The organism is Halorubrum sp. Atlit-28R (assembly GCF_003665955.1).
GTDB lineage: Archaea > Halobacteriota > Halobacteria > Halobacteriales > Haloferacaceae > Halorubrum > Halorubrum tropicale.
Window position 1 is genome coordinate 46,959 of sequence record NZ_QPLS01000010.1, and the last position, 25,830, is coordinate 72,788.

25 protein-coding genes and 1 pseudogene are annotated in these 25,830 nt (G+C 54.3%); 14 read left to right on the forward strand and 12 right to left on the reverse strand.

The window, feature by feature from the left end; translation table 11 throughout:
- Positions 1 to 1,281: 1,281 nt before the first annotated feature.
- From DVK06_RS14015 to DVK06_RS14025, 4 genes are all read left to right on the forward strand, one after another.
- On the forward strand, positions 1,282 to 2,517 hold the full coding sequence (locus DVK06_RS14015; RefSeq protein ID WP_121600727.1) for an RNA-guided endonuclease TnpB family protein: 1,236 nt from the start codon (positions 1,282 to 1,284) through the stop codon (positions 2,515 to 2,517).
- A gap of 127 nt (positions 2,518 to 2,644) precedes the next feature.
- Positions 2,645 to 2,776, forward strand: coding sequence for a hypothetical protein (locus DVK06_RS19620; protein WP_255410376.1), 132 nt, complete (start codon positions 2,645 to 2,647; stop codon positions 2,774 to 2,776).
- A gap of 85 nt (positions 2,777 to 2,861) precedes the next feature.
- Positions 2,862 to 3,278: a transcriptional regulator gene (locus DVK06_RS14020; protein WP_121600728.1), complete on the forward strand. Its 417-nt coding sequence runs from the start codon at positions 2,862 to 2,864 to the stop codon at positions 3,276 to 3,278.
- A 629-nt stretch (positions 3,279 to 3,907) separates the two neighbouring features.
- Positions 3,908 to 4,255: a DUF6788 family protein gene (locus tag DVK06_RS14025; RefSeq protein ID WP_121600729.1), complete on the forward strand. Its 348-nt coding sequence runs from the start codon at positions 3,908 to 3,910 to the stop codon at positions 4,253 to 4,255.
- Between the two features lie 48 nt (positions 4,256 to 4,303).
- Here DVK06_RS14025 and DVK06_RS14030 read toward each other — a convergent pair whose 3' ends face one another.
- From DVK06_RS14030 to DVK06_RS14035, 3 genes are all read right to left on the reverse strand, one after another.
- Positions 4,304 to 4,741, reverse strand: coding sequence for a TRAM domain-containing protein (locus DVK06_RS14030; protein ID WP_121600730.1), 438 nt, complete (start codon positions 4,739 to 4,741; stop codon positions 4,304 to 4,306).
- A 103-nt stretch (positions 4,742 to 4,844) separates the two neighbouring features.
- Positions 4,845 to 5,138: a hypothetical protein gene (locus tag DVK06_RS18420; RefSeq protein ID WP_147438102.1), complete on the reverse strand. Its 294-nt coding sequence runs from the start codon at positions 5,136 to 5,138 to the stop codon at positions 4,845 to 4,847.
- 485 nt (positions 5,139 to 5,623) lie between these two features.
- Positions 5,624 to 6,949: a Cdc6/Cdc18 family protein gene (locus tag DVK06_RS14035; protein ID WP_121600731.1), complete on the reverse strand. Its 1,326-nt coding sequence runs from the start codon at positions 6,947 to 6,949 to the stop codon at positions 5,624 to 5,626.
- 1,406 nt (positions 6,950 to 8,355) lie between these two features.
- On the opposite strand from DVK06_RS14035, the gene DVK06_RS14040 reads away from it, so the two are divergent.
- The 9 genes and pseudogenes from DVK06_RS14040 (at position 8,356) to DVK06_RS18425 (ending at position 16,761) form a co-directional block, all read left to right on the forward strand.
- Positions 8,356 to 8,709: a MarR family transcriptional regulator gene (locus DVK06_RS14040; RefSeq protein ID WP_121600732.1), complete on the forward strand. Its 354-nt coding sequence runs from the start codon at positions 8,356 to 8,358 to the stop codon at positions 8,707 to 8,709.
- A gap of 149 nt (positions 8,710 to 8,858) precedes the next feature.
- A pseudogene (locus tag DVK06_RS19355) lies at positions 8,859 to 9,323 on the forward strand (transposase); the annotation flags it as partial.
- Between the two features lie 120 nt (positions 9,324 to 9,443).
- Entirely contained in the window at positions 9,444 to 11,486 is a 2,043-nt protein-coding gene (locus DVK06_RS19720; RefSeq protein WP_121600770.1) for a DEAD/DEAH box helicase family protein, read from the forward strand.
- Between the two features lie 75 nt (positions 11,487 to 11,561).
- Positions 11,562 to 11,765 carry a hypothetical protein gene (locus tag DVK06_RS14060; RefSeq protein WP_121600733.1) on the forward strand — a complete coding sequence of 68 codons (204 nt, stop codon included), beginning with the start codon at positions 11,562 to 11,564 and terminating at the stop codon, positions 11,763 to 11,765.
- Positions 11,762 to 13,735, forward strand: coding sequence for an AAA family ATPase (locus tag DVK06_RS14065; RefSeq protein WP_121600734.1), 1,974 nt, complete (start codon positions 11,762 to 11,764; stop codon positions 13,733 to 13,735). Before DVK06_RS14060 ends, DVK06_RS14065 begins: the two co-directional genes overlap by 4 nt.
- A complete protein-coding gene (locus DVK06_RS14070) occupies positions 13,732 to 14,175 on the forward strand; it encodes a hypothetical protein (RefSeq protein WP_121600735.1) in 444 nt (147 codons plus the stop codon). The genes DVK06_RS14065 and DVK06_RS14070 overlap by 4 nt, the downstream gene beginning before the upstream one ends.
- A 78-nt stretch (positions 14,176 to 14,253) precedes the next feature.
- The gene (locus DVK06_RS14075) at positions 14,254 to 15,660 is read left to right on the forward strand and encodes a site-specific DNA-methyltransferase (RefSeq protein WP_199718694.1); all 1,407 of its coding nucleotides are present in this window, start codon (positions 14,254 to 14,256) and stop codon (positions 15,658 to 15,660) included.
- On the forward strand, positions 15,660 to 16,262 hold the full coding sequence (locus DVK06_RS14080; RefSeq protein ID WP_121600736.1) for a hypothetical protein: 603 nt from the start codon (positions 15,660 to 15,662) through the stop codon (positions 16,260 to 16,262). Before DVK06_RS14075 ends, DVK06_RS14080 begins: the two co-directional genes overlap by 1 nt.
- On the forward strand, positions 16,255 to 16,761 hold the full coding sequence (locus tag DVK06_RS18425; RefSeq protein WP_147438103.1) for a hypothetical protein: 507 nt from the start codon (positions 16,255 to 16,257) through the stop codon (positions 16,759 to 16,761). Before DVK06_RS14080 ends, DVK06_RS18425 begins: the two co-directional genes overlap by 8 nt.
- Before the next feature lie 21 nt (positions 16,762 to 16,782).
- On the opposite strand, the gene DVK06_RS14085 is transcribed toward DVK06_RS18425, so the two are convergent.
- The 3 genes from DVK06_RS14085 to DVK06_RS14090 are packed head-to-tail and all read right to left on the reverse strand — an operon-like array spanning position 16,783 to position 17,899.
- Positions 16,783 to 17,094: a GIY-YIG nuclease family protein gene (locus DVK06_RS14085; RefSeq protein ID WP_121600737.1), complete on the reverse strand. Its 312-nt coding sequence runs from the start codon at positions 17,092 to 17,094 to the stop codon at positions 16,783 to 16,785.
- A gap of 54 nt (positions 17,095 to 17,148) precedes the next feature.
- Positions 17,149 to 17,496 (reverse strand): hypothetical protein, encoded by a 348-nt coding sequence (locus DVK06_RS18430; protein WP_147438104.1) that lies wholly within the window; start codon positions 17,494 to 17,496, stop codon positions 17,149 to 17,151.
- A 31-nt stretch (positions 17,497 to 17,527) separates the two neighbouring features.
- Positions 17,528 to 17,899 carry a DUF6176 family protein gene (locus DVK06_RS14090; protein ID WP_233561743.1) on the reverse strand — a complete coding sequence of 124 codons (372 nt, stop codon included), beginning with the start codon at positions 17,897 to 17,899 and terminating at the stop codon, positions 17,528 to 17,530.
- 173 nt (positions 17,900 to 18,072) lie between these two features.
- Between DVK06_RS14090 and DVK06_RS14095 the strand changes: the two genes are divergently transcribed.
- The gene (locus tag DVK06_RS14095; RefSeq protein ID WP_199718696.1) at positions 18,073 to 18,894 is read left to right on the forward strand and encodes a recombinase family protein; all 822 of its coding nucleotides are present in this window, start codon (positions 18,073 to 18,075) and stop codon (positions 18,892 to 18,894) included.
- A gap of 452 nt (positions 18,895 to 19,346) precedes the next feature.
- Here the strand turns inward: DVK06_RS14095 and DVK06_RS14100 are convergent, their stop codons facing one another.
- The 6 genes from DVK06_RS14100 to DVK06_RS18445 form a co-directional block, all read right to left on the reverse strand.
- Complete coding sequence (locus DVK06_RS14100; RefSeq protein WP_121600739.1) at positions 19,347 to 20,915, reverse strand: CARDB domain-containing protein; 1,569 nt, start codon at positions 20,913 to 20,915, stop codon at positions 19,347 to 19,349.
- A gap of 424 nt (positions 20,916 to 21,339) precedes the next feature.
- Entirely contained in the window at positions 21,340 to 21,822 is a 483-nt protein-coding gene (locus tag DVK06_RS18435; RefSeq protein ID WP_147438105.1) for a hypothetical protein, read from the reverse strand.
- A 162-nt stretch (positions 21,823 to 21,984) separates the two neighbouring features.
- Entirely contained in the window at positions 21,985 to 22,581 is a 597-nt protein-coding gene (locus DVK06_RS18440; RefSeq protein ID WP_147438106.1) for a hypothetical protein, read from the reverse strand.
- Between the two features lie 83 nt (positions 22,582 to 22,664).
- Positions 22,665 to 23,246, reverse strand: coding sequence for a DUF1102 domain-containing protein (locus tag DVK06_RS14105; RefSeq protein WP_158600091.1), 582 nt, complete (start codon positions 23,244 to 23,246; stop codon positions 22,665 to 22,667).
- A 129-nt stretch (positions 23,247 to 23,375) separates the two neighbouring features.
- Complete coding sequence (locus tag DVK06_RS14110) at positions 23,376 to 23,897, reverse strand: hypothetical protein (RefSeq protein ID WP_121600741.1); 522 nt, start codon at positions 23,895 to 23,897, stop codon at positions 23,376 to 23,378.
- Positions 23,898 to 24,464: 567 nt separating this feature from the next.
- Positions 24,465 to 25,073, reverse strand: coding sequence for a hypothetical protein (locus DVK06_RS18445; protein WP_147438107.1), 609 nt, complete (start codon positions 25,071 to 25,073; stop codon positions 24,465 to 24,467).
- Between the last annotated feature and the right edge of the window lie 757 nt (positions 25,074 to 25,830).

Sequence of the window (25,830 nt, forward strand, 5' to 3'; positions counted from 1 at the left end):
CGACGTCGATCTCGAGGATCCTCGATCCGACGAGCACTACCATGCGGAGCGAGATGCCGACTGGTTCTATGTCAATGACGAACTGGCGTCGACAATCGCCTTCAAACCTGTTACCGACGGGAAGCCAGGTGACAATTGGGTCCTCACTCTCTCGGTTGCGACGGTGGAAGGGAGCACGGAAGCTGCCGAGCGCGTCGGTGTGTGTACCGAACCGAAGAACTTCTCGCCGGATGCCCGTCAGGCGGGCTACAGTACTGAATGTGAGCTTCGTGGAGAGCAGGTTTCACTCGATCAGGCGTGGCCCGACAACGGGGAAAGTCCTGCTACCCGGACTGTTACAAGAGGTATTAGCGAACCAGCTCAACGGAGCTTCTCTGTCGAACCATCGGCCGTGACGTGCGGAACGATGTTTGACGAGGCCCTCTTTCCAGATACCCACGGCTACTGCCGCAAGTACGACGCTTGGCTGTGCTCAGCGACTACTGTCGGCGGTGATGCGATTGCGCTACACGGAGAGCAACAAGCGGCTCCCCTTTATTTAGGAGCTCTTCAACTTCCTCCCGTTTGTCTTCCGGGACTAGGTCTTCTGCGAGCAACTTAGTCACAATCTCTCGTGATTCGCGCTGATACCTCACCGTTAGTGTATCCTGAGGGCTGGGTTCGCTCATTACTCTGCTACAGGTTCCAATAAAAACATAAGAGAAATAAAGTTAATTTCACACACTCGAAATAACGCGAGATACTCCATACGCGTGCGTGACTGAGTGTTTAGCAACCTGAATCAAAAGCCCTGCTCACAGGAGCATATCCTGGTTGGGGTGCCTCTGACAACTGGGAGTGACCTCCCTAATGTGATGAGTGGTCAGACCAAGCAAATAAATTAGACAATCAGTAAATGCTGCCTTTTAAAACTCGGTGGTACAACCGCCAAGTTAATTCTCAATAACAACGGCGCCGGTCAGCAGGCTTTGTAACGCCAACGATATCCCAAAAAAGTATATTTACCTGAATTGAGGCGCTAAGGCCCCTCCCTCAACGAACGAGCGAAGCGAGTGAGTAGGGAGGGGATACAGCGCCGCACGGTTCTCAAACACGTTCGACGCTCGGCCCACAGGCCCACGCAATCGAAACAACTATGCGCACAGATACGCACAATGCGTATGTAGTGAGGCGGAAGAACATCACCATCCGCGAAGACCAAGCCGAGTGGGTCGAGGAGAACCATCTTAACCTCTCGTCGTTCGTTCGCGGACAACTTGACGAACTCATCGAAGAACGCTCGTGAACTACAACTACAGGTATCGACTCCGACCGTCCGACGCTCTCGAAGAACAGTTAGCGTGGACTGTCGATACCTGTAGACAGGTCTACAACCACTTCCTCCACCGCCTGAATCGGAACGACGACACCTCGGCATACTCCGAGCAGAAGCTCCTGCCGAGTCTCAAGAAGTGGTGGAGCGACCTGAAAGGCGTTCACTCGAAGGTACTACAGAAGGTCGTGCAACGGCTGTACGACAACCTCTCGACACTACGAGGGCGCAAAGAGAACGGCTACCGCGTCGGGACGCTCAAGTGGAAGGCACCGGGCGAGTACCGCAGTTTCACCTACAGTCAATCCGGCTTCAAGCTCAAGAACACGGGCGGTCGGACGCGACTGTGGCTCTCAAAACTCGGAGAAATCCCGCTCACCTTCCACCGCGACCTCCCCGACGACGCCGACATTAAGACCGTCACGGTCAAGCAAGAACCTACCGGGAAGTGGTACGCCATTCTCGGCATCGAGACGCCCGACGACCCGCCGGAGAAGCCAGAGAATCCCGAGAACTGCGTGGGCATCGACGTGGGGATTCTCAAGTACGCCCACGACACGGACGGAACCGCCGTCGAATCCCTTGACCTCTCCGACGAACGCGAACGTTTGGAACGCGCACAGCACGACCTCTCGCGGAAACAGCACGGGTCGGACAATTGGGAGAAACAGCGTCGGGTCGTGGCAGAACGCCACGCCGAGTTGAAGAACAAGCGCCGCGACTTCCTTCACAAGCTCTCGAACTACTACGCTCGGGAGTACGACTTCGTGGCGGTCGAGGACTTGGACGCAAAGGGGTTGGTCGAACTACCGGGCAACTCGCGGAACCGGGCAGGTGCGGCGTGGGGAACATTCCTGCGGATGCTCAAATACAAGTGCGAACGCGAAGGAACGTACTTCGTTGCTGTGAATCCGCGCGGAACGACGAAAGAGTGTGCGTCCTGCGGCGTTTCGACCGAGAAACCGTTGTGGGTGCGCGAACACTCCTGCCCAGCGTGTGGGTTCGAGGCTGACAGAGACGCGAACGCGGCGTTGAATATTCTTTCTCGTGGTGTGAAGAAGCGGTTAGGAGCGGGACGCTCCGAATTAACGCCTGTGGAGACTGCGCTCCCTGTGTCCTCGGTTGTGGATGCAAAGCGCGTCGTGAAAACAGGAAGCTCCACCCTCAAGCGCGAGGGCGTCAGCCCGAGCGGTAGGGTGGGGTAGTTCACGGTAACGACGGGCGCCGAGTAAATTAATGAGATGATTCGTAGCATCGATCGGACTATTTTTGGCGAATCTCAGGCAGTTTGCGGTCAGTGTTGGACTTCTATTCAACACTTACAGGTGAGAGATGGCCCAGGAAGCGCTGTTCCAGTACACATACGTCAAAGCCGGTATCGTCGAGAACGTTGTGCTTCGGCCGACCGACGACCTCGACGACGTCGAGTTCCCCGGAATGGAGGACCGGCTTGTCGAGTTCTGAGTGAGTGCGGCCGAGTACTGGGACGCCAGCGGCGGCGAGCCGCCCCGGCCGCACTGACTGAGTAACAACACACGATACCCCGACCATGACCACACTCCACATTACCGTCGGCGACCGAGAACAGCTCCGTGAGGACGCGCTCCAGTTTGTCCAAGACGTCGAGGCCGACGATTTCAGCGAACAGGAGGGAAAGGCAACGCTTCAGTTCGGCACCTACGACGACTTCGTCGACAGTCTCACGCCGCTGCGTCTTCAGCTCATCCGGGCGATCGCAGAAGAGGCGCCCGAGAGCATGCGCGAGGCAGCGCGTCTCGTCGAGCGTGACGTGTCCGACGTCCACTCCGACCTGAAGCAGCTGGAAGTACTGGGCATCCCCACGTTCGAAGCGGGCGGGCCCAGCGGTGCGATTCAACCCGTCGTTCCGTTCGACCGCATCGAGGTCCACATCGACTACCCGCTTATCGATAGCGGCGACGCCGATGGGACTCCCGCGAGCGCGTAGTCACCACGCACCGCTCTTGGAGTGTCCTCGTGTGATGGTTACTCACGATTCACAATCATACTGCTGTCCTCGGAGAGTACTTTCGCCCCGCTCGCCCGAAGTATAAGTCACAGCGCCTCAAATTTTGAGGAGAGGGAGCACTGCTGAGTCGGTTTTAACAACCGGATCAGCTCCAAAACAGTGTCACACGCTCCCTCTCCCCCTCAAAATAGCTCGCAAGCTCGTGAGAATGACCACTGATGACCCAAAGACAATCCGTGGCGACTGCTCGTTCTGCGGCGAGACAGTCACGGGTCGGGACGCAATCATCCACTACGAGACCGCTGGCGGTGATCCGGGCGTGTGGGCCGAATGTCCAAGCTGTGGCAAGATCGTTGACCCCACCAATGCTCAGTAAACAGTTCATCCAGCAGATTATGAGACTCAAGCCGCCATCGACAACGCACCACGAGTGCCGTCACTGTGGGTACAGCGTGAAGAAGGAAGTCGATGAGTGTCCACAGTGTGGCTCTCACGAAATTGCGGCCTACGATCTTGAGTAATCGCTGAAGTGTTCACGGTTGGTAGCGATGGTTCAATTTCTTATGTAGCACCCGAACGCTAATATGGCCCTAATTGTTACATAAGGCATGGAGCAGCCGTCACCACCCACCTCGCTCCCGAAGTATATCGCTGAGGGGCTCCCCAAACAGGACACGGAAACCCTCCATAAGATACGGAACTACGTTGAGGCGCTTATCGAGTATCGCGACCAGTCGGTTGACACCGACGAGCTTCCCGAGGCTGCCGAACCCGTTGAGGAGTCCGATAGCGAAGGAAGCGGGACCGTCGTCAAAGAGAAAGTCACCTGTGGCGACGATAGCTGTAAGTGCGCCAGCGGAGACCCCGCGGATATGCACGGTCCGTATCTCTATCGCTACTATCGTGAAAACGGGACGATGAAGTCCGAGTATATCGGGAAGCCAGAAAGTGAGTAGTGGTGTGGGAGGTTTGCCATAACCAGCTGTTCGTGCCAACCTGCGGTCCTAAACTTCCCCGCGAAGGGTGTTATCAACGACATCAGCGAACGCAACGTTCTCACGCACCTGTTGCATCTCAACGGTGACTCGGTCTCCAACACTCGTTTCGGGAACGATCACGACGTAACCGCGCTCGACTTTCGCGATCCCGTCACCTTGGTCACCGAGGTTCTCGATTTCAACGTCTCGCTGTTCACCTTCCTCGACAGGCGGGCCGTCGTATTCGTGTTGCTGACCAGCGTGGTCAGCTGACTGAGTGGGCTCAGTCGTGTCGGTGGCTTCGATATTCGACGTCGATGTCGATATGAGCGCAACACGGTATGTTTCACCCTCAGAGAGTGTCCCCGTGGCTATCTCACGGTCTGGCACAGTTATTTGATAGGTGCCATCGTCTTGCTCAACAGTCGCAGTATACAGTGTCTGGAGCGTCTCAGAAATGTCCATAAATGGCGTATTGTGTTGACTCGTGCCAGCTGACTTGTTTCTAGCGTTTCTAGTGCTCTCAACTGAATACCGTCGGTCTGATCAAGGTCCTCGAGTGACCATTTCAGGACTCATCGCCAGCATCAAACACGGCCGCAAAGTCTTCGAGAAGTTCCTGTAGCGATCGCTCATCACTACGAGACGGGAGTGGGGCTTCCCAGCATTCGATCTCGAGCGTTCGCGCATTTGACACTGACTCCGGTTCGGTTGTCACATTGAAAATCCCGGTATGATAGATCGCCAGCAGTCGCTGATCATGAACGGTGACGTAATCGATTCCAGCCCGGTCCAAGACTGTAGAAACGTTAATCGGCTCAGATAACGAGACAGAGACGCTTGGAGACGGCGAGTCGGTCATACCAAGTCATAGGTCAATTCTACAAATAAAACCCGACTTAAGCAGGGTCCAGATACACATCTGGTCAGTTGCCGTGGCCGGTCTGTCGTCTCCCAGCGAGTGCTGTGCGATAGCCCTCTCCCGGGCTTAGCTGTGATGGTCAACGTGATTAACCAACAGATACCAGTAGAAGCGCCAGTTAGTTGGTTAATTTTGAGCTACCCTCAGAGGATCTTTCCAAGATCCCCAGTATTGTCTAGGCGTGGGGTGAAAGTGGGTCTTTGGCGAGTTCCGTCTGCTGACTGAAATCAAAATACGTTCAGTACTTTCGGAGATTTCACGCGGGGCAGACAGCCCCACACCACACATGTTATCAGGAGAAATTCACGAAATGGGGGGGTGTCCTCGGAAGAGCAGGGGAGGTCGCTAGGTATCCTGAAATTGCTGAAACGCTGGTGGGGTATTTATAAATGAACGGAGGGTCGAAAATCACTCCAAGAACAAGACTACGCGTTCGGTCGATCAGCACTGATACGCTCGAAATCGATATCTGCGAACCGAGCCGTATCCTTGAGAACTTCGACAGCAATCTCAGTATCAACTTGGAGCTGGTACTCCCAAGCGGGACCACCGATTGAACCCGCGGTCACCTTTTCGCCTTCGGCGATACCTTGCATGTCGAGTTCACGGAGATGGTCTTTGAACCGTCGCTGACCGAGTTTGTCGGCATCAATTCGTGAGGCGACACTCTTGTACACGCCGTAGATTGGTTTGGCTCGGACGGGAGCATCCCCGGAAAGTTCCAAGGCAGTGAGTGCGGCAAGGGCAAGATGAGCTTGTGTTGTCATTTCACGCATAGCCTCGACAACAGCTTCTCGCTCAACGAGCGCTTGGGCTTCACGGGCGTGATCTGCACTAACTTGGTCGTCACCGTGTTTGTCCGCCAATTCGCCGGCTTTGCGGAGGTATTTGATCGCTTGACGGGCGTCGCCCGTATCTTGTGCCGAAAGTGCAGCGACGAGTGGGATCACGTCATCGGTCAGTACGCCACTCCGAAACAGGTACTCCTGCCCGGATTGGTCGATTTCGACGACAGTTCCCTCCGGAACTCCATCGGCGTCGACTTCGTCGATCGGAGTCAGTTCGGTATCGCGGAACGCCTTCGCTGCGCGCCGGCGGAGGATTTGCTGGAGCTGCGTCGCATCATACGGTGAGAATAGGACAGAGTCGTCGTAGAGCGAACTCTTCACTTTCGGACTGAGATTATCCCGCCACTGGAGGTCGTTACTGATGCCGATGATGCTAGGGAAGACGTGGTCCTCAACGTAATCCTGCGCTCGGGCTCGGGGGAGACTGTAGAGAATCCGGTCGTCGTCTCCGAGCGTATCGATTTCGTCGAGGACGATGATGATCGTGCCACCGATCTCGTTCATCGCCTCGAACATCATGTCCATCACGACGTCGGTTGCGTAACCAGTCGGCCGGCTGTTGCCGGTGAGTTCTTGGTAGATACGGGAAGCAGCCTTGTATGACGTTGAGAGATCATGCGATTCACAGGAGACATATGCTGTCGTGAGGTCCAAGTGTTCAGATTCTTCCTCGGCGTGGGCCTGTAGTTCGGAGAGTTTGGCTTTCGCAGCAGCGGTTTTCCCTTGACCGGCCTTCCCGTGGAGAAACACGTTGTTGGCACCAACTCCACGAGCCGCGGGAGATAGCGACATATGAAGATCCTCCATCTCGTCAGTTCGTTCGGGGAGATTGTCGGGATGATATTCTTCACGAAGGACCTCTTCCCGTTGGAAAATAGGCGAGGTATTCGAGAACTGGGTCATATGCGAAACCCTCTGAGCAAGAGATAATAAAACCCCGGTTACAGCAATGTCTTGAATGTCGTCAACCGGTGGTTCCAAACGAAATAGACAGACCACACCCCCACCACCGTTTCAGCAATTCTCGTGCCAAAGAGTGGGAACCATCAGTCTTGACGGAAACAAACGTCATACTACGAAGACACGGTTCTCAGCCACTTATACCTCTATTTTAGCTGGATTAAAGGCGCAGCGACTGTTTTATATTATATAAACTTTTTCTTTAATAGTAGTAAGTGTAGTAGTAGAAGAGTAGATAAAGCGGTTTAGACAAGTATAGTAACCTCTATCTGAAGGGTTTATAAATATGCGCCTCTGGCGGGACTCATCTGCGTATTCGACCCGACCTCTAATTCGGGTAAATTGCTGAAACAGTGGTGGGGGTCCCAACGGCATCCGTTACTTCGAGTTGACTGTTCATCCAAGAATGTGATGTTTACTTCCCTTGATGAGTTCTTAAGAGACGTGTCTGGTCTCTATTCTCCCGAGTTAGGGCTGCTTAGGTCTCCAAGTCGAGTGTTAACCGCTTTCCCGTTTCGAGTAACGTACTCACTCGAACTCTAGGGAATGGTGTTCGTCCAGCTGAATTAATTCATGAAACACTGGTGGGTGTCAGACGGATTTATCTGAGTTCGCGTCTCTCTTGCCCCCGAACCCAATTCGTGAATCCACTTTCTCCAGATAGGTTTATTGCCCTCATTCTCCGATGCTCTCGCTAAATTCGTGAAACAGTGGTGGGTGTGTCTCCGATAGCGGTTGCTCAGACTCTTACCAAACGCTGAGAGCAGTTTCGTTCGCGACCGCGTCGGTGGTTACACTCGAACGGATGGTGTGTAAGAGAGCGGCTGGATCTCAGCGCCGACCTACTGGTGTACTGTTTGAAGTGCTGTGTTGAATCCGATGACTGTACGAGGATCGCGATCTTTGAAGGGGTGACTATCTCGCTCCTCGCCGTCAAGGAGTTGGATCGATCTACCTAGAGATCTCGATTTTTCCCCTCTCTATCAAGAGTTCATCTCTATAGTCTCTCGGTAGCGGTTCCGAACAAAATATAGAGTGGCCCGATCCCAACGCGTTCTGCGGATTACACAGCAGAATGGACAGGCCACAGCCGAAGTCAACTACTACGCAAGGGCTCCAGAACCGTTGATTGCCGCTGGGTTATGGCCTTATGTAGCATTCGATCGCATTTTCCCACCAGTTTGATACATAAGGGATTGACCCCGCTGCGTGGATTAACTCGAAAACGCCCGTTGCGGGTTTGTCGTACTACCGAGTGGAAGAATTAACACAATAATCTCGGCCAATCTCATAACGAGTGTTAGTGACAGAAAGAACGATTATAATGGATACACGTTAGCTGTTGGAATATGAGTGTGTCACAGGGTGAGGCTGATCTCTCGGAGGACGAACGTGCGGGTCTTAAACTGGTCCGCGAGACGGGTGGGATTCACCAGAGCGACTTTTGGAAAGAGCTGGGTGTCTCTTCGCGAAAAGGAAGCCGACTAGTCGAAGCGCTTGAGAGTGCCGAGCTGATCCAGCGTGAGGAAACGGTGTACGAAGGTCAACGGACCTACTATCTCGAACCAACAGCATCTGATCGTGACTTTTCACTGCTGATGGCGGGTGACATGCTCTCGCCATTCATTGGTGAAGAAGAGGTCGATCCGCAGGCAGACGCCTTCTCGCAATGGCTGATGAACATCACGTACGAGGAAGAGTGACTCTGTTCTCGAGGGCTTCTGGCGGCCTTTAGTCGCCAAATCTCATACTTGTATTGAGGTAGGACTCAATATCCTCAATTGGGTGCCCATCTCGGATGAACTGTTTGTAGTCCTCGAAGGCGTCCTCGCGACCGGCGGGGAGGATCACCGTGGATAGCGTCCAAGCGAGCCAGCATTACGCGGAACGGACAGATTACACGTTTGACTCGGTGAAAACCACGCTGCTCATCGATTGTGAAACGAGTGCGATTCTCGATATACACTGTTCAATGAAACAACCGCACGATACACAGGTCGGTTGGCAGGTTTTGGTCCGGAATCTCGACAAGCTGACGGCTGTAGCGGCTGATAAAGGATACGACTGGGAAGCACTTTGGACGAGGTTGCGTACTGAAAGTATCACACCGCTGATTCCGCAACGTGGCCCAGGCTTCCGAGGACGGGCGGGAAACTTAGTCATCCACGACCGGGGGTATAACCAGCGTTCGAACGCTGAATCGGTTTTTTTCGGCTTACGGCAGAGATACGGTGAGACGCTGTGGGCGAGAACGTGGTTTGGTCAATTCCGCGAACTTGTCATGAAATCAGCGGTCCGAAACATCGAACGCGCGATTGAGGGGCAGACCGCTGAACGCTGGCGTCTAAACAAGGCCCACAGTCACCAGTTCAAGTGGTTTCGTACATCCGTCAACAACACTCTTAACCCGTCACTTGGAACACATTCGATAGTATCGATGGCCTCGGACAGTGTAACATTCAAAGATCTCGACCTTCCACGCGTACTCAATACCTCCCAAACAGACTTTGTCGACGAGTTCTACGAGCCTCTCCTCTCCCGCTCTATCGAATACAAACGCGGTGTCGGATACTTCACCTCCAATTGGCTACAATCAGCTGCACGAGGAGTTGCAGAACTAGCCGACAACGATGGAACCGCGAAATGGATTACCAGCCCGAAACTCACCGAAGAAGACTGGGAAGCCATCAAGAAAGGTGACGAAGCGCGCAGCGACCAAGTCCTACACGAAACCCTCGAAGAGACCATCAACGATCTCAGATACGACTTGGAATACGACACTCGGAACGCTGTCGCATGGATGATCGCCGACGGCCTGCTTGAAATCAAATTCGCCATCCCCACTGAATCTCTCTCAGGCGGAGACTTCCACGACAAATTCGGAATATTCTACGACGCAGACGGCAACCGCGTCGGATTCCACGGTAGCCAGAACGACAGTGAACAAGCCCTTCGCAACTACGAAGCCTACAGCGTTGATTGCGACTGGCTCGGTACACGCGACGCTGAAGGCGTAGACAGCCACGAACAACGCTTCGAAGACCTCTGGAAAGACCGAGACCCGAACGTCGACACGTACTCCATCCCAGATGGAATCGCAGAGGATATCGCTGAACTCCGTGACTACGACAATCGTCCATACACTCCGTTCGAAGACCCGGATGACCAGCCTACGATGGAAGAGAACGATGAAATCACACTCCGGGACTACCAGCGCGAAGCAGTCGATAACTGGTTCGAAAACAACTGTCACGGACTACTGCGTATGGCTACCGGCACAGGGAAGACGTTCACCGCACTCGCCGCTCTCGATGAATACCTCGAACAACAGCACTCGCCGACAATTTGCGTGATTGCGGTGCCGGTCACACATCTGGCTACCCAATGGGCCGAAGAGATGGATATATTCGGATTCCCGTCCCCTCGGTTCCTGTTCGGTACAGCGAATAGCGACTGGAAATCTGACCTCTCTCGTGTCGTTAGCAACATTAAACTGGACTTCCGGGATCGGGAATTCATCATCACTACTCACAAGACACTCAGTGAGGAGTATTTCCGGGAGAAAATCAGCAGTATTGACGGGAACAACGTTCTGATCGCGGATGAGGTTCATGGGCTCGGTTCCGAGGAGCAACGCAAGGGACTGCTGGACGAATATAATGCTCGACTCGGGCTGTCTGCCACACCCGAGCGACACTATGACGAGGAGGGTACTGAGTTCTTATTGGATTACTTCGGAGGGATCGTGTACGAGTATTCGCTGGCCGATGCAGTACCTGAGTATCTGACGCCGTACGACTATGAACCGATCATCGTCGAAATGACTGCAGAAGAGCTGGAAGAGTACCAACAGGAGTCGAAGAAACTGGCGAGTGCAGCGGCAAGCGACAAGATTGAGCAAGAGGTCGTTGAGCACCTTGCGATGAAACGGGCATCGATCGTCAAGAGCGCTGAGAACAAATACCGGCACTTACGACGCATCCTTCAGCAAATCGACAACCCCGATCATTTGCTGGTGTATACGAACCCAGACCAAATCGATGACGTACAGCGAATCCTGAATGAAGAGGGCATCGTCCATCACAAATTCACCTATCACGAAGACGAAGACCAACGCGATGAATTATTGGAAGGGTTCGATGCGGGCGGTTGGGATGCGCTAGTAGCGATGAAGTGTCTCGACGAGGGTGTTGACGTGCCGGCCACGCGTCAGGCGATTTTGATGTCTAATAGTGGTAACCCGATGCAATTCATTCAGCGTCGCGGGCGTGTACTCCGGCAAGCGAAGGGAAAAGACAAGGCAACGATCTACGATATGGTTGTCGTACCGTCGAAAAATCCTGGTGACGATGTAAGCGGCTCAGAGCGTAAGCTCCTGGAAAAGGAGCTTGATCGGTTTGCTGAGTTCGCCGAGAACGCGAACAACAAGCACACAGCACTGAACGTGATTGACGATATTCGTGTGAAGTACCGCATCTAGTTGTTTCAAACCAGACACCTTTTCTGCGAAGGAATGAATTATCTAACCCTAGTTATATGTGTGTAATAGTTACCCATGAAGGATTCTGAGGTGCACTCGCTGATCCTCGACAAGACCGACGAGATCGAGGAAGACGAATACCGGTCGTTCATTCGAGAGATTTTGAAGCACGAGCGAACCAAACTCGACCAAGAACGCCCGCAATACGCTGAGAAGTACCACCAACTCGTCGAGGACTACGCCAACAACGAATCGCTCGAAGACTACACAAACGAATGAACAACATCCAAATTTTCAAAATCGAGCTCAACAACTACAGGCAGTTTCAGGGTGTCGAAGAGATCTCGCTGGAGACATCGCCCGATAAGCATATCAACGTCATTGAAGGCCAGAATGGTTCCGGTAAATCAAACATCCTGAATGCGATCACGCTCTGTTTCTACAACGAAGAGCCCCATATTGACGACTCAAACGACAGAGGTCTTGGTGCAGACCCTGTCGCAAATCTAAAAGAACTCGAAGCAATTGACGTGGGCGAATCTGTCCGAGGTCATATCGAGATTACGCTGGGTAAGGATGAGCCGCAGTACATTTTCACGCGGAAATTCCGCACTGCAAAAGTCGATAACGACGAGTACAACAGCGTCATCGAGGATCTCCAGCTGCGACAGAAATTTGGTGCCGATTGGCAAAACGTAGAGAACCCGAATACGCGTCTTCGAGAAATACTCCCGACGCGTGTTCATCAGTACTTCCTGTTCGACGGAGAGCAGCTCGACAAATTCTTTGAGGAAGGATATACGCAGCGTGTGAAAGACGCTGTTCTCGACGTGTCACACATCCAGTTGCTCGAACGAGGTATCGATCATCTCGAAACAATGCAGAAGGACTTGGAACGAGAGGCTTCCGACGTTGAAGGCAAGCCCCAAGAACTGCACGAAGAGTACGAGGACGCGCAAGATGAGCTGGACGAGCTGAATGAAAAGGAAGAAGATCTGGAAGAGAATATCGAAGAGGCGAACGAGAGCATCGATGGGATCGATGAGGAACTAGCCGACAGTACAGACCCTGACGTTCGTGAAAAACAACAACGTCGTCGGTACTTGAACGAGCGTCTCGATGATCGAAAGGAGGAGCTACAGAACACGCGTGAGGACGCAGCTATCTCGCTTTCGCGTGCGGGCCCAGTTGCCTACGGCCAAGACGCACTCCAGTACACTGTCGAGTTGTTCCGTGAAAGAGAGGAGAGCGGCGAGGAACCACCTGACATCCCGGAGTGGTGGTTAGACCAACTGCTTGATGAAGGCGAGTGTATTTGCGGTACGAACATTGAAAATGAGGAGGAGAAGCGCGAACACATTGAGCACTTTAAGAAGAAAATCACTGAAGCAGCGTCAAAAAGCGTCAATGGCCGACGCAAAGTGCAGCGTGCACTAGATCGAGGCGATGACCTTGTTGATCAAGCCAAAGAGCGGAAACGACGCGTCGAGGACATCAAAGACGATATCGACGATATCAACGATGAGCTGCTGGAAATCTCTGCTGAGTTAGAAAGCAAAACGATTCCTGACGACGTTGACGTTGCTGAACTCGAGAAGCAGCGTAAGCGCATCGACGGTCGCATCAAGGACATGCGTGAAGACCTCGGTCAACTCCGAGGCAAGATCGAGCAGAAGAAGGAGGAAGTCGAGGAGCGCAAGAAGGCTTGGCAGAGAGAGGTAGAGCGTGAAAAGAAACACGAGACAATCCTTCGAAAAATCTCGTTTGTCGAGAACGCCAGCGAGAAAATCGAAGGGATCGAGAAAGAAATCCTGGAGCAAGTTCGGACGGAAACGGAGGACTCGCTGGAACAGTTCTTCAACGACCTGATTTGGAAAGACGAGCCGTACGATATCGAATTGACGGACGAATACGAGGTACACGTGTACGGGCCGAGTGGTGAGAAAAACCTCGGTTCGCTCTCGGCGGGCGAACGACAGGTGTTGGCGTTGTCGTTCATGAGTGCACTCGCACAAATCAGCGGGTTTAGTGCACCAATCCTTATCGACACGCCGCTCGGTCGCATATCCTCCAAACCCAAAAAACGCATCGCGCAAAACGTACCGAACTACCTCGAGGACACGCAGGTTACGTTCCTGATGACTGACGAAGAGTACACCGATGAGGTGCGTGTATTCCTGAAGGATAAGGTTGCGAACGAGTACCATTTGGACTACTCCGACGAAGTGACGGAGGTACCCTCCCCATGAGCGACCAACAACAGCAGAGCGAAAAGTACGAAGAAACAGAAGCACGTCGTGACGTTCACATTGAGAAGGAAAAACGGAGCCTATACACCGATCTTCGCACCAAGGAAACGTCTCCGTTCTATGAAGTGGATTTACACGATCTGTTCACGTTCGCTATGGCTTACGGGCGACGCAAAGCCGGGAGCGTCGAACTCGATGGAAAAGAACACGCACTGTTCGGTCGTTCATCGTTGCGAGAGGAACAAGAAGGTGTAATCGAAGCGATTGCTGTTCGAGAAGAACGCTCTCTGGATGTGCTTCGTGACGAACGGTTCGTCTACGAAATTGCCGAAGAGTACGCCAACGGCGGCATCGAAAAGCTACACGGGCGTGTGTTCGGACCTGAGGACGATGCGTTGAGTGAGCTCACAATGGAGGTTGTCGAAGAGTATGAAGGCTAGTGAACACGTGCGCGCGGGTTCGCAGGAAGCGAATCAATTACGAAGTACACTTATGAATAGAAAAGGGCGGTTTGTACAATGAGTAAGGATGGAGCAGAACCATCAGAAGAGGTGGAGATGGATCGCCTAGATCCCGGTGTTCGGGAAATCATCTCTATCGTCAGTGAATACCTCGATGATGTCGAGAACATCGCCAGTCTCGATAACTTCTCTGACGGCACGTACACCGAAAATGACGCCAGCGCACCCGAGGTATACAACTATCTCTGTGACAACACAGAACTGGCCAGAGACCTACACGGTGAACTGAAAGACCAGCTCAAGCACCACGGTGACGTTACAATCGAAGATGTCCGTGACGCCCAGGGCAACATCCCGGAGCGAGATGAACTGAAGGCAACTGTCGAACGGGCCAATGCCAGTAACGTCGTTCCGCAAGACGCTGACGAAGAGAGCGTTTCAGACAATACCGAGCAAATCAGTCTCGAATCGAATTCGGTTGATCTGATTGTTACCTCCCCACCTTACTGGCGGAAGCGAGACTACGAAATCGAGGATCAACTCGGCCAGGAGAAAGACCCAGACGATTACATCGATAACCTCGTTGACGCACTTGACCGGTGGCGCGAGTTCCTTCGCCCGCACGGCTCCGTCTTCATCAACATCGGCGACACCTACCACAACAAGAGTCTCGTCGGCATCCCAGGGCGGTTCGTTCGAGCAGCCCAGGAAGCCGATTGGATCGTCAGAAACGACATTCTCTGGGCGAAAGACAACGGAATGCCGTCACCCGCAAAAGACCGGCTAGTCCCGCGACACGAGCACATCATCCATCTTGTGCGGAACGACGACTACTACTACGACCTCCACGGCTACTCCAACGCCTTCGGGAACGGTTCAAACCCAGGTGACGTCTGGCACATGAACCACGACCGCAACACCGGCGGTCATCTCGCTCCATTCCCGGAAGAACTTGCACAGCGAGCAATCACACTCGCGTGCCCACCGTCAGTCTGTCAAAAATGCGGAAACCCACGCGAACGAATTCGAGAAAGAGGTCTCGATGACCTCGATACTAGCCGACCGCAGGCTGAACGCGCGATTGAATTGTACGAACAATCTGACCTGACTGAAGATCACCTTCGCGCGATTCAGGCCGTCGGTATCAGCGACGCGGGCAAAGCGAAGGAGATTCAGGACGGTGCAGGCTCGAACGCCGAGAAGGTACAAGAACTGGCTGACGAGGCGAAAGAAGTTCTTGGTGGGTATTTCCGCGAGTTCACCTTCCCCCAGTGGACGACAGCCGGGTGGACGGCATGCGAGTGCGAATCGCCCGAATACGAACCAGGACTCGTATACGATCCGTTCGCCGGGTCGGGAACCACCATCAAAGTCGCTAACGAACTGCGCTACCATTCCTGGGGAACCGATCTTGACACGTCGAACTTCGACCAGAACCAATCACTCGCTCGGTATCAAGAATAATGACTCAGTACGTCCTGAAACCCAGCGTTGTCAAAAATTGCTTCTGGAGACTCGTAGAGACACCAATACACAGACTATTCCCCGGGTATCTGTGTCTGCAACAACAAGCTGGGCTGGAAGGACGAACGACCAACCTCTCATTCCCCTACAACGAGTTCTTTGACTCGTACTTCCAAGTGATCGAGGGAGACAAGCCCTATCTCGTGCCGTTCACACAAGCCCAAAACCCCTCTGAGACCTCACTCTGGTTCAACGAGAACGTGGCCGGTACGTACGCGCCTTCGTCGCTCCGATCGACTTCTCCCTTGATGCAGGTGGCGACACTTGAGGAAGGCGGGCATAACGCAAAATGGGCACTGAACACCGATCACTGGAAGCTCGCTCGGTTAAATATCAGTGACGGCGAGCAAATCCCCATCGAATCGCTTTCTGCATTCCTATTCCGCGACTACGCGTTCGACACTGACGACCCATCAGCGTACACGTTAGTATCTGCGTTCGCAGAGGAATTCGGGTACGACATTGGTGGGACAGCGTTCGCGCACCTGTACGAAACAGGTGATTCCAACATTACTGAGGAGGCGTTCGAGAAGCATGAGTGAACAAAAACAGACGCGGCTCGGAATGCAAAATTCAATCCTGTCCCCGGCTAGTGTCCGACGCCTAACCCCGGACAATCTCGGGATTACAACACCGGAACAAGCAACCGACGACGGTGACGAAGAGGATGATACTGATCAGCAGGATGACATACATGAGGCTGCTGTCGAGGCGGTAACACAGATTGAAGGAGAGGTTTCTGTTGGTGCAGCAGTATCCACGGGTGATGGAGATCTCTACACGGGCATTCCTGTCGAAGGTGATGGCTGGGGTGCACACGCTATCGAACTAGCCGTGTCCAAGGCGGTGTCCGACGGCGCTGTCGGGATCACGAGTGTTGCTGTGTACTCTGAGGATGGAGAGTCTGGTTTGTGTGGCCGGTGTCTTCAGGCGATAGTAGATTACCGTGACGAAGACGTGACGGTGCAGCTGATCGACAGTGAAGGAGACGCGCGTGGGTTTGAGCTCGACGAACTGTACCCTGTACCTTGGCAGAAGTAGACGAGAAGCGAACGCTGCCGGTTATTTTGGATAGACTGGTTCGAGTTTGTCGGTGAGTTTCCTCTCGACAGTCCTTCGATGAATAGCCTCACTCCCCGGCATCTGTATAATCCGTACCTCTGTAACGTATTGAAGTTCCTTCGCCTCAACGGGAGAATTCTCATCTCGTTGTACATAGCCACGTAAATCGGACTTCTTGCTATTGTTGAAGTGGCCGTTAATGCGGCTTCTGAGGTTTCCCGATTCTCCGACGTACAAGCAGTTGTCCGTTCCCTTGACGAAAATCGCGTATACACCCTGTATATTCCCTGGTTCAACAGCGTCCCATCGCATACCCCGACGTATCTTTCCACCCACAATATTTTGTTCGATTGACGGCTATGCCGATCATGGCTTCACATCTGGGTACGTGCATCCGTGCTCCAGCATCTGAGATTCGTACTCTTCGCGTCGGTTGAGGATATTGGTGACAGTGCCGGTACTGCCTGCGACATCGATTTCTGAAACAATTTCGCGGTGGGTGTACCCCTCGTCTTTCAGCGCCAAAATGCGCAGTACGGATTCGAAGTCGTCATCTGGAACCCATCCATGCCGATCATCGTCCCAGTCCAGACCAGTCGGTGGTGTCCCTTCGCGTCCACTGTTTTCACGGCGGCGCTTCCGTGCGGCTTTCGATTTACTGATTTCTGGCTCTGTTGAAATCCTCTTCTTCAGATAGGTTCTTGTCTGAAACAACTGGTCACTGAAAGGTGCGTGTACTCCGTGGCTACGCGCGGTCTGGATTGACCATATGATAGAGCAGTTCGTAGTTTCCGACTCCAAGATCCTTGGGATTTTCCAGAACATCGTCCATGACCTCTTTTTGTTCCTGATCGATATCATGCGTTGATTCGCTGAACGACTCGTAAACTTCGCGTAGGTCTTCGGCTTCCATGAAATAGACGAGGTACACACCGTCGTCCTCATGTTCAAGAAATGCCGCCTCGGTCTGCATTCCTTCCGACTGGAACGTTTCGACAACTTCGCTCTCCCGTTCCCGGACTTCGTCCATCCACTCCTTGAGCCGGTCGACCTTGTCAGGCTCAATCTTTTGTTTCGTTAGGACAGTTTCGGTCACGTAACATGGGTTGGATGCCATTCACATTAGTGTACGGCCTGTACTGATCAACCTACCAAATCCTAAATATATACTGCTGTTTCACTATCCCTCTGTACTGGACAGCTGATCTCAAGATTCGTCGAGAAGGTAGTGCTATACACAAAAGCGCAGTAACCCCCACCTGTTTAATACAATACCACGTCCTCGAAAACGTGAGCGAAAACGGACCCTCAGACGCAGCAATCTACGCCCGCGTCTCGACATCGGACCAAGACGTCTCTCGGCAGCTCGACGAAGCCCATGAACATCTGGAGCGTCTCGGTGTCAAAGACATCGAGGATTATCCCGAAATCGTCTCGGGCGCTGCCGACACCGACACCCGCGAGGTGTACAACCAACTCTTCGACGACATCGAGACGGGACAGTTCGATCTCGTGGTCGTTCACGAAATCAGTCGGCTCTCTCGCCTCGGCCCGACTGAGATTCACGAATTCATCCAGCACTGCTTGGAACACGACACCGGTGTCGAAGCCCTCGACTTCGGCCTGAAGACCCACGTTGACGACGGGGAGCCCCAGCAGACAATATACAGCATGGTCGCTTGGTTGATGGGCGACCTCGCCCAGATAGAATACCAACAAAAGCTCCAGCGGATACGGTCTGGCGTCCGGGCCGCACAGTCCGCCGGAAAGTGGACTGGGAGGCCGCCAGCAGGGTTCGTCGTTGAGGACGGCTACCTCCGCGTTGATCCGGCCGAGTTCCTACACGTTCGGGAGGCCCTCACCCGTGTCGACCGCGGTGAGTCGTTTGCGACTGTCGCCGGCGACACCGGCATCGCCGAGTCGACGCTCCGGAGTCTCCACCAAGATCGTCGCGACCTCTACCTCGGCGGCGAAGCTGAAGACGACCGCGTCGACGAGGCGCTCACCGACGTCCGCCCGCTGGAGGATGTGCGGGCCGAGGATCCCGCCCTCGAAGAGCTGCGCGAACGTGTTAAGCGGCTGGAGGAGGCCACAGACATCGACAACCGCTAGCGCTTCCACTCCTCCCTCTCGTCTCAGTTCCGACACACAAGCGAGCGTGAACCGCCTCGGAGTCAAACTCCGGGGCACTCGGACTGCTCCGCCTGTAGACCTGCTTGACGGTAGGCTCAACGGTTTGTGCTTCTATCGTATCGAGGTGCCTATCTCTCCACCTTCCCACTCCTCGGTCGCGTCGGAAAGTCATTCAGAATACAGTTCGCCCCGTTTCATTTGACAGGGTGTCTCTCTCGGATGTGCCTGTCAGTTATACGCCACTATGGAAACTCAAAACAGACGTTTGGCTGGTGGATTGCTGCCAATCATGTCGGCTTCATCACTCGCCTAAAGGCGAGTGTATTCGCCTTGCCGTCTCTATCATATCTCTCGGCGTACGTCTCGAAGCAGATAACGGAGGCCGACCGCAAGGCCGGGGCCGCGAACTGGACGCCAGCGGCTCCCGCGCTTCACGAGCGCGATACCCGGCGGAATAGGGCGAGCCCGATCACGGCGAGGAGGAGGGCGGCGAGCAGTCCGCCGAAGTCGACGAGGTCCACGCCGCCAGGCTCCTCCGTGGGAGCGTCTCTCCCGGCGTCGTCGCCGGGTTCAGTCGCCGGCGCGGAGCCGCCCGCTTGCGGGGAGCCGCTTCCCGCCGCGGATTCCCGCGCGTCGCCGTCCCCCGCGTCGCCGATGGTCAGGGTCCCGACCGGCGTCCCGTCGAGCGCGAGCTCGTACGTCCCGGCGGTCTCGACGGTCCCGCGGAGCGCAACGGTCGCCGTCTCGTTCGGCGCGAGCGCCACGGTCTTGTTCCCGATCGGGTCGCCGTCGGCGGTGAGCGTCACTGCTCGCTCGCCGGCCGCGCCGCCCCCGTTCCGAACGGTCGCCCGTACGGTCACCGCCTCGCCTGGCTCGGTCGCCCCCGGCGTGACTGTCGCGTCGGTCAAGTCGAACCGGGGCGCGTGCGCCGCGACCGCGAACGTCGAGAACTCCGTGGTCGTCGCGCGGAAGTGGACGCGGTCCGCCGAGACCCCCCGCGTCCGGGTCGGGTCGTCAACGACAGCGGTCGGTTTTTCCGCCCACTCGCCCGCGTCGGTCTGCCGGTAGAGGGTCACGGCCTCGGGTTCGGCGCCGATCGCGTCGAGGTAATTCCGGTCGGCGCTGAACCGGATCGTCATCTCGTCGACCTCGTCGGGCGCAAAGTCGTGGTCCACGGCGAGGTACGAGATCGGGCGCGGGCTCGTCGGCGCGGCAAGCGCGCTCCCGTTCGCGACTGGGTTGGGACTGCCGACCGCGTTCACCTCGACGCTCTCGGTCCGGACGCCACTCAAGCCGAGCCAGTCGAGAGTGACGTTCCCGCCCGCGAGGTACATCCCGTCGGCCTCGAACCGAACCGAGCCCCCGCGAGCGACATCGGTCGCGCGGAACCCGCGGCTGGTCTCGCTCGGAGACGTGACCGTCATGCTCGGGTCGCCGCCGTCGGTCCCCCCGGCAAACCCGTCCGTGGCGGGCGACGGGTCGGCCACATTCTCGGGCTCCGCGAGCTCCGCCTCGATCGAGAACTCGTCGGCGCCCAGTCGCGCCCCGACGGTCGCGCCGCGCGTGTCGAGTGCGAGGCCGACTGTGACCGTCTCGTTCGGCGCCAGCGTGACGCTGCTCTCGTTGCCCTCAATTGACTCCCCGTCGGCGACGAAGGTGACGGACTCGTTCGGGTACGCGATCCAGACGCGTGCGAACTGCTCGCCCGTGTACGTGATAGTGAACACCTCATCGATCGTCCCGATCGTCCCAATGTTGACACCCTCGAAGGAAGGATCCTGGATATTCGGGTTCGACGCCGACACGTCGATCGCAATCTCGTCGTCGTCGTTCAGGTAGGCGTATTGTCCATTCGGGCCGTCGGCGGGCTGGACCGCGAGGTCGCCGTCGGCGACGGTGTCGGCCGGGCCGTCAACCACCGCCGCGCCCGTAGTGAAAATCAGCGAACCCGCCGCTACGAGCAGCAGGGTGAGAGTCAGGGTGCGGCGGGCGGTGGGCATCGCTGTGTTACGGGCCGTTATAGCTCAGATGTCTTGATAACGTGGTGCCTGAAACAATTGAAGGCGTTGCTTGAAAACTGGATGCAGTCGAACAAACGATATTATTCACATTTACAGAGCGAACTGAGACAAATAAAACACATCGAAGCCGAGTATTAATTAACACGATCGGCGCGTCTTAGCTAATTTGCGGACCGTCGCGACCGCGAGCGGTTCCGTAATAGTTTCTTTTCCGACATATTGGCGGCCGATCCCCCCGTCAGACACGTTTCTCGGACGTTACGTATTGAATCAAACACGCGGGACCGTATCGGGGCCGACATCCACCGGTGAGGGTGTACTGGGGCCATTATTCGTGACCAGAGGGCACATTCGAATTAATAGGAACATACAACCAGATGATTATTTATTAGATCATCAAGTACTATTCTTCCCCATCGTCTCCATCTTCTTTTTCTGACGCACACACGATCATGAACCTCCGAGTTGTTGTGTCGCCAGCAAGTTGTGTGGTAACATCGCTTCCGCTCACTGTTACCGACAACTCGATCGCTTGGCTTTCACTCGGTGTACATACTACTGTGCCCTGAATCGTCCCGCTTTTACCAGGTGAGATGTCGGTCGGTGTTTTTAACTCACTAATCGTGAAATCACCATCTTTGATGGTAATGTCTGTTACATCGATACTGTCCGGGAGTCGATTCGTTATATATACCAAATCAATCGTTGTGCCATTTTTGACGGTCAAGTCGCTAGACTCGTAGCCAATATACGCGCTCTCGTCATTTTCGACACCGATAGACACACCACGGTCCGCGGATAGAGCCGTGAATCCGCCCGACCCAACCATGATCCCTGTAATTGAGACAAGTAGTAGGAGCAGGCTAAGTGTTTTCAGTTTGCTCATGATTCAATAATAACGGGACTCATAGGACTCAACACTTCGCGTTCAAGACGTACGCTGGTGAACGCGCCAATCCCCAATACGAATGTACACCCCCAAGAACACCCGCCAGTCCAAAGAGATTGGTTCGATGTCTCATTTGGGAGGTGTAAGTTCTAATCCCAGTCAATTCTCGAATGGGCTACCTGCTGGAGGATCAGCCTTCGCCTGAATGGTGATGTCTCCATCGAGAAGTGTGTCGGGCGTGCTATCGCCGGTCGTGTCAATGTACATGTGTATCATCACTTCAAGACCGGGATCAATCAAGATCGCATTCTCGCTCCCTTCAACGTCCACTACTTCATTAGGCGTTAGAGTTGAGACAGGCGAGTCATTGATCCACCTTTCCGAAGTTGCTCTACTTAGTTTGAACGTCACCTGACCTGATGTGTCTTCGATGTACACGTAGACTCGTTGCGTCCCCTGATTCCGCATCCGGAAGACATCCTTGATTATGGTCTCTGCGTTGTTGTTCACCCCGTTACCTTCTGGCGTATTGTCACTCCCATCCAGTTGGATGGCAAGCATTCCATCCTCCGTGGTAGCATAGTTACCGTTCGCACCAGGGGAAGGTTCCAGCGCGAGGAAGGCGTTTGCATCACTAGCAGTCTCAACACTAACACTTCGGTCGGCACTCACGCTTGTGAACGCGCTGGTGCCGACCGCTGCCGAGGTGCCTGCTGTCGCCGCGCCGAGTGTAGCGATGAATTTTCTTCGGTTCATATTTGATCGTCGCTCCGAAGACCCACCGGCGGAATCGAACCGCCGAAATGCCGGACATGGGCGATGACTCGAGCGTTGGTCGACTACGGCGTCGGGTCGGTCACGTCAACGAATGCGCCGGTCGGAGAAGTGTCAACGGTCGCCTCAGTGTTGGAGACAGCAACGGCTTTGAGCGTGATGTTGCCATCCACGTCCTGGAGATTACTGCCAAAGAAGAACGTCCCAACCTCCCGCAGCGCCTCGCCGGCCTCCAGGTAGATCCGCGCAGGGATGCTCGCTCCGATGTTGCCGCCACCGTCGATCGAAATGGCGTCCTGCCCGGTCTCGCCCTCACCGAGTCCGGTCGTCGGCTCGCTTGGACCGCTCGACGGCTGTGCCGGCGCACCGGGTTCAGCGTGCGCCGGGAAGTCGGCGAATAGTCCGAAGTTATCCGGGCTGTCTTCAACGTACGCGAACACCGGCTGCGTACCCTGGTTCCGGATGTCGAACATATCCCGGATAATGGTGGTGGCGTTCTGGTTGATACCTTCACCACCACCCGCGATGTTGTCGTTGCTCCCGGAGATGTCGATGCTCAGCGTGCCGCCGGTCGTCTCCGTGTACTGGCTGTTTGGGCCGGAATTAGCAGTTTCGAACGCTAACAGCGCGTCACTATCGTCGGCCACGCTAACTGACACGCCCCGGTCAGCGCTCACGCTCGTGAATGCACCGGTGCCTACTGCTGCCGAGGTGCCTGTCGCCGCCGCGCCGAGTGCGGCAATGAATTTCCGTCGGTTCATTGTCAAGTATTGTTGTTACAGGTCGTCGAAGCTAGCAGCAGCCTTGAACGTGATCGGGTCAGCACTGATCGCACTGGCGTCTGGGCTACCAAAGAAGAACAACCCGATGTGCTCCAGCTTATCACCTGGACCAAGGAAGACGAGGTCCGGATTTCCGTCCCCATCAGCGTCAGGAGCAGTGTTGATGTTCAACTGGCCGTCATTGTTGTAGTTTCCGGCGCTAGCATCGTAATTGCTCCCGCCACCAGGCCCGCGGAAGTCTTGATCCTCGTGATAGAGCGCGAAGTTCCCTGTCGGGCTCGCTGGGTGAGTGTAGCCGACGTAAACACCCTGCGTTCCTTGGTTCTCGATGGTGAGTATGTCGTCAATGATTGTCGTTGCCTCATCGTTGATCCCCGTTGCACCGGAGTCGGTACCGGTGAAGTCGAGGCTAACCGTTCCACCGGTGGTGTCGACGTATTCTTCTGCGTTCGCAGTTGGTGAGCCACTGCGCTCATCGGGAATAATACTAAGCAACGCGTCCGCGTCGTCTGCCACTTCAACATCAACCGAGCGGTCAGCAGTTACACTCGTGAACGCACCAGTACCAACCGCAGCTGCCGATCCACTTGCGAGCGCTCCGAGTCCAGCGAGGAACTTACGACGTTTTGTCATTATTGTAGGTCTCTGTGCGCCTGTTGTGACGCACTTGATTCACTACATGGTCGCACCCCATATCGTATTGAGTTGCGTGAATGTCTTCAGATGTGAAATGAAAACTGTTCAGGCAGATGTTGACCGGTTCAAGCGGAGTCTGTAGTTGTTCTGGAGCACCTAGATTAGTTCAATCAAAGCCTGAAGATGGGTCTAATAGCTCAGACAGAGTTCAGGCTATTCCTGAACGGGTTCAATGGCGCAGATGAACGTGCTTATGCGAATGTCTGGGACCACCAGTATGCCAAATGGTTCTTATTCGGTACTAACAAGCACATCTCGGTCTACTCCTGTTCGGCTCCTCGGGTTCCAAACCCTTTTCGAACCCCATTTTACACCCCCTTCTACACCCCATTTATACTGTATATGTTACAGATATGGACATCCATAGAGGACCAATAAAAGTGAGATTCAGACCCCTTTATTGGAGTTCTCTACAGAGAGTCCGTTGTTGTCAGGGACGTTTGACTCGTTAGAATCTGCGATGATTCTTGACATCCTAGCCCGATCATTTGGAGTACCGACCGTATTGATTGTCAGACCAACATTGAATCCTTCACCCACCTCAACGTACTGAATAACTTCCCGATCGCCGTATCCAGCATTTTTTGGGTGGCCTTGGTCAATACTGATAACCTGGTCATCATCAGAATTGTAGTAGTTCACACCTTGTATGTTTGACTGCATCCAAATCCAAACAGGGTTTGTTCCTTGGTTGCTGATAGAAAACAGATCGTCTATGAATGTAACAGCTTGCTCATTCACTCCTTGGCCTCCAACATCGGTTTCACCGATTGAAATTGAAATAGTGTCTGACCTCCCACCTGTATCGTTAACAAAACTCTCTGACTGCGCCGTTTCTAATTCTTCCAGTTGTAGGTAGGCATTGCTATCAGGCGCTACTGATATTGACACCTCACGGTCTGCTCTTACGCTCGTGAATGCCCCAGTTCCAACTGCGGCAGCCGATCCAGATGCGAGCGCTCCGAGCCCGGCGAGGAATTTACGTCGTTTCACCATTGTTGTAGTTCTCTGTGCGCCTGCTGTAGCGCACTTGCTTCATTACACGGCCGTACCCATATCGTATTGATCCATCTAATATCTTCAGATGTAAAATGAAAACACTTCAGGCGGATGTTGAATAGTTCGAGCAGTGTGTGTAGTCGTTCTGGAAGCACCTGAGTTAGTTCAACAAAGGGTGAAAACGGGTCTAATAGCTCAGACAGAGTTCAGGCTATTCCTGAATAGGTCAATGACCCCGATAATACGTGTTATTCGAATACGTGGGACCGGAAATGTACCGACCGGTTACCGGTCGGTGTTCTCGGAGTCAAAAGAGGAGTCCATATCCGTCTACCCATCCGTTTGTCTTCGAGGTCCGCCTCAACCCACAAGCAAAGTAAATTTTGACGACGTTCCGAACAGAGCGAGCCGTCATCTGGTTGGACTGCGCTGAGGGTGTCATAGAATAGTTCACATACCTGCTGTATAGCGATCTCTATCAAGAGTAGTTCTCGTTTTCGACACTATTGTTCGAACTCAACTAGGTGATCGTTCTCTCACGGTGCCCGTAACAACCATTCTATGCTACCCTCTAACGTACAAAAAACAGGGTTTATCTGAACAGAAATTTTTTCGCGGCTCCGATTCTTATGTAGTAGCTAGCGAGTGAACCGGTACACATGTACACTCAGTCTGACAGCTGACTCACCGCAGAACGGTTGAACCAATCACTGTATCTGAGACTGGCTCCCTCAATACATAGGCCGCAGGCACA

What these genes read in the sequence shown, in the direction of transcription:
- DVK06_RS14035 (WP_121600731.1), bottom strand. Translation starts at nt 6,949, where the DNA reads ATGACCCAGTTCTCGAATACCTCGCCTATTTTCCAACGGGAAGAGGTC.
- DVK06_RS14090 (WP_233561743.1), bottom strand. Translation starts at nt 17,899, where the DNA reads ATGGCATCCAACCCATGTTACGTGACCGAAACTGTCCTAACGAAACAA.
- DVK06_RS14070 (WP_121600735.1), top strand. Translation starts at nt 13,732, where the DNA reads ATGAGCGACCAACAACAGCAGAGCGAAAAGTACGAAGAAACAGAAGCA.
- DVK06_RS18435 (WP_147438105.1), bottom strand. Translation starts at nt 21,822, where the DNA reads ATGAGCAAACTGAAAACACTTAGCCTGCTCCTACTACTTGTCTCAATT.
- DVK06_RS14100 (WP_121600739.1), bottom strand. Translation starts at nt 20,915, where the DNA reads ATGCCCACCGCCCGCCGCACCCTGACTCTCACCCTGCTGCTCGTAGCG.
- DVK06_RS14020 (WP_121600728.1), top strand. Translation starts at nt 2,862, where the DNA reads ATGACCACACTCCACATTACCGTCGGCGACCGAGAACAGCTCCGTGAG.
- DVK06_RS14065 (WP_121600734.1), top strand. Translation starts at nt 11,762, where the DNA reads ATGAACAACATCCAAATTTTCAAAATCGAGCTCAACAACTACAGGCAG.
- DVK06_RS14075 (WP_199718694.1), top strand. Translation starts at nt 14,254, where the DNA reads ATGAGTAAGGATGGAGCAGAACCATCAGAAGAGGTGGAGATGGATCGC.
- DVK06_RS14040 (WP_121600732.1), top strand. Translation starts at nt 8,356, where the DNA reads ATGAGTGTGTCACAGGGTGAGGCTGATCTCTCGGAGGACGAACGTGCG.
- DVK06_RS14080 (WP_121600736.1), top strand. Translation starts at nt 15,660, where the DNA reads ATGACTCAGTACGTCCTGAAACCCAGCGTTGTCAAAAATTGCTTCTGG.
- DVK06_RS14060 (WP_121600733.1), top strand. Translation starts at nt 11,562, where the DNA reads ATGAAGGATTCTGAGGTGCACTCGCTGATCCTCGACAAGACCGACGAG.
- DVK06_RS14025 (WP_121600729.1), top strand. Translation starts at nt 3,908, where the DNA reads ATGGAGCAGCCGTCACCACCCACCTCGCTCCCGAAGTATATCGCTGAG.
- DVK06_RS18440 (WP_147438106.1), bottom strand. Translation starts at nt 22,581, where the DNA reads ATGAACCGAAGAAAATTCATCGCTACACTCGGCGCGGCGACAGCAGGC.
- DVK06_RS19720 (WP_121600770.1), top strand. Translation starts at nt 9,444, where the DNA reads ATGGCCTCGGACAGTGTAACATTCAAAGATCTCGACCTTCCACGCGTA.
- DVK06_RS19620 (WP_255410376.1), top strand. Translation starts at nt 2,645, where the DNA reads ATGGCCCAGGAAGCGCTGTTCCAGTACACATACGTCAAAGCCGGTATC.
- DVK06_RS18425 (WP_147438103.1), top strand. Translation starts at nt 16,255, where the DNA reads ATGAGTGAACAAAAACAGACGCGGCTCGGAATGCAAAATTCAATCCTG.
- DVK06_RS18420 (WP_147438102.1), bottom strand. Translation starts at nt 5,138, where the DNA reads ATGACCGACTCGCCGTCTCCAAGCGTCTCTGTCTCGTTATCTGAGCCG.
- DVK06_RS14030 (WP_121600730.1), bottom strand. Translation starts at nt 4,741, where the DNA reads ATGGACATTTCTGAGACGCTCCAGACACTGTATACTGCGACTGTTGAG.
- DVK06_RS14085 (WP_121600737.1), bottom strand. Translation starts at nt 17,094, where the DNA reads ATGCGATGGGACGCTGTTGAACCAGGGAATATACAGGGTGTATACGCG.
- DVK06_RS18445 (WP_147438107.1), bottom strand. Translation starts at nt 25,073, where the DNA reads ATGGTGAAACGACGTAAATTCCTCGCCGGGCTCGGAGCGCTCGCATCT.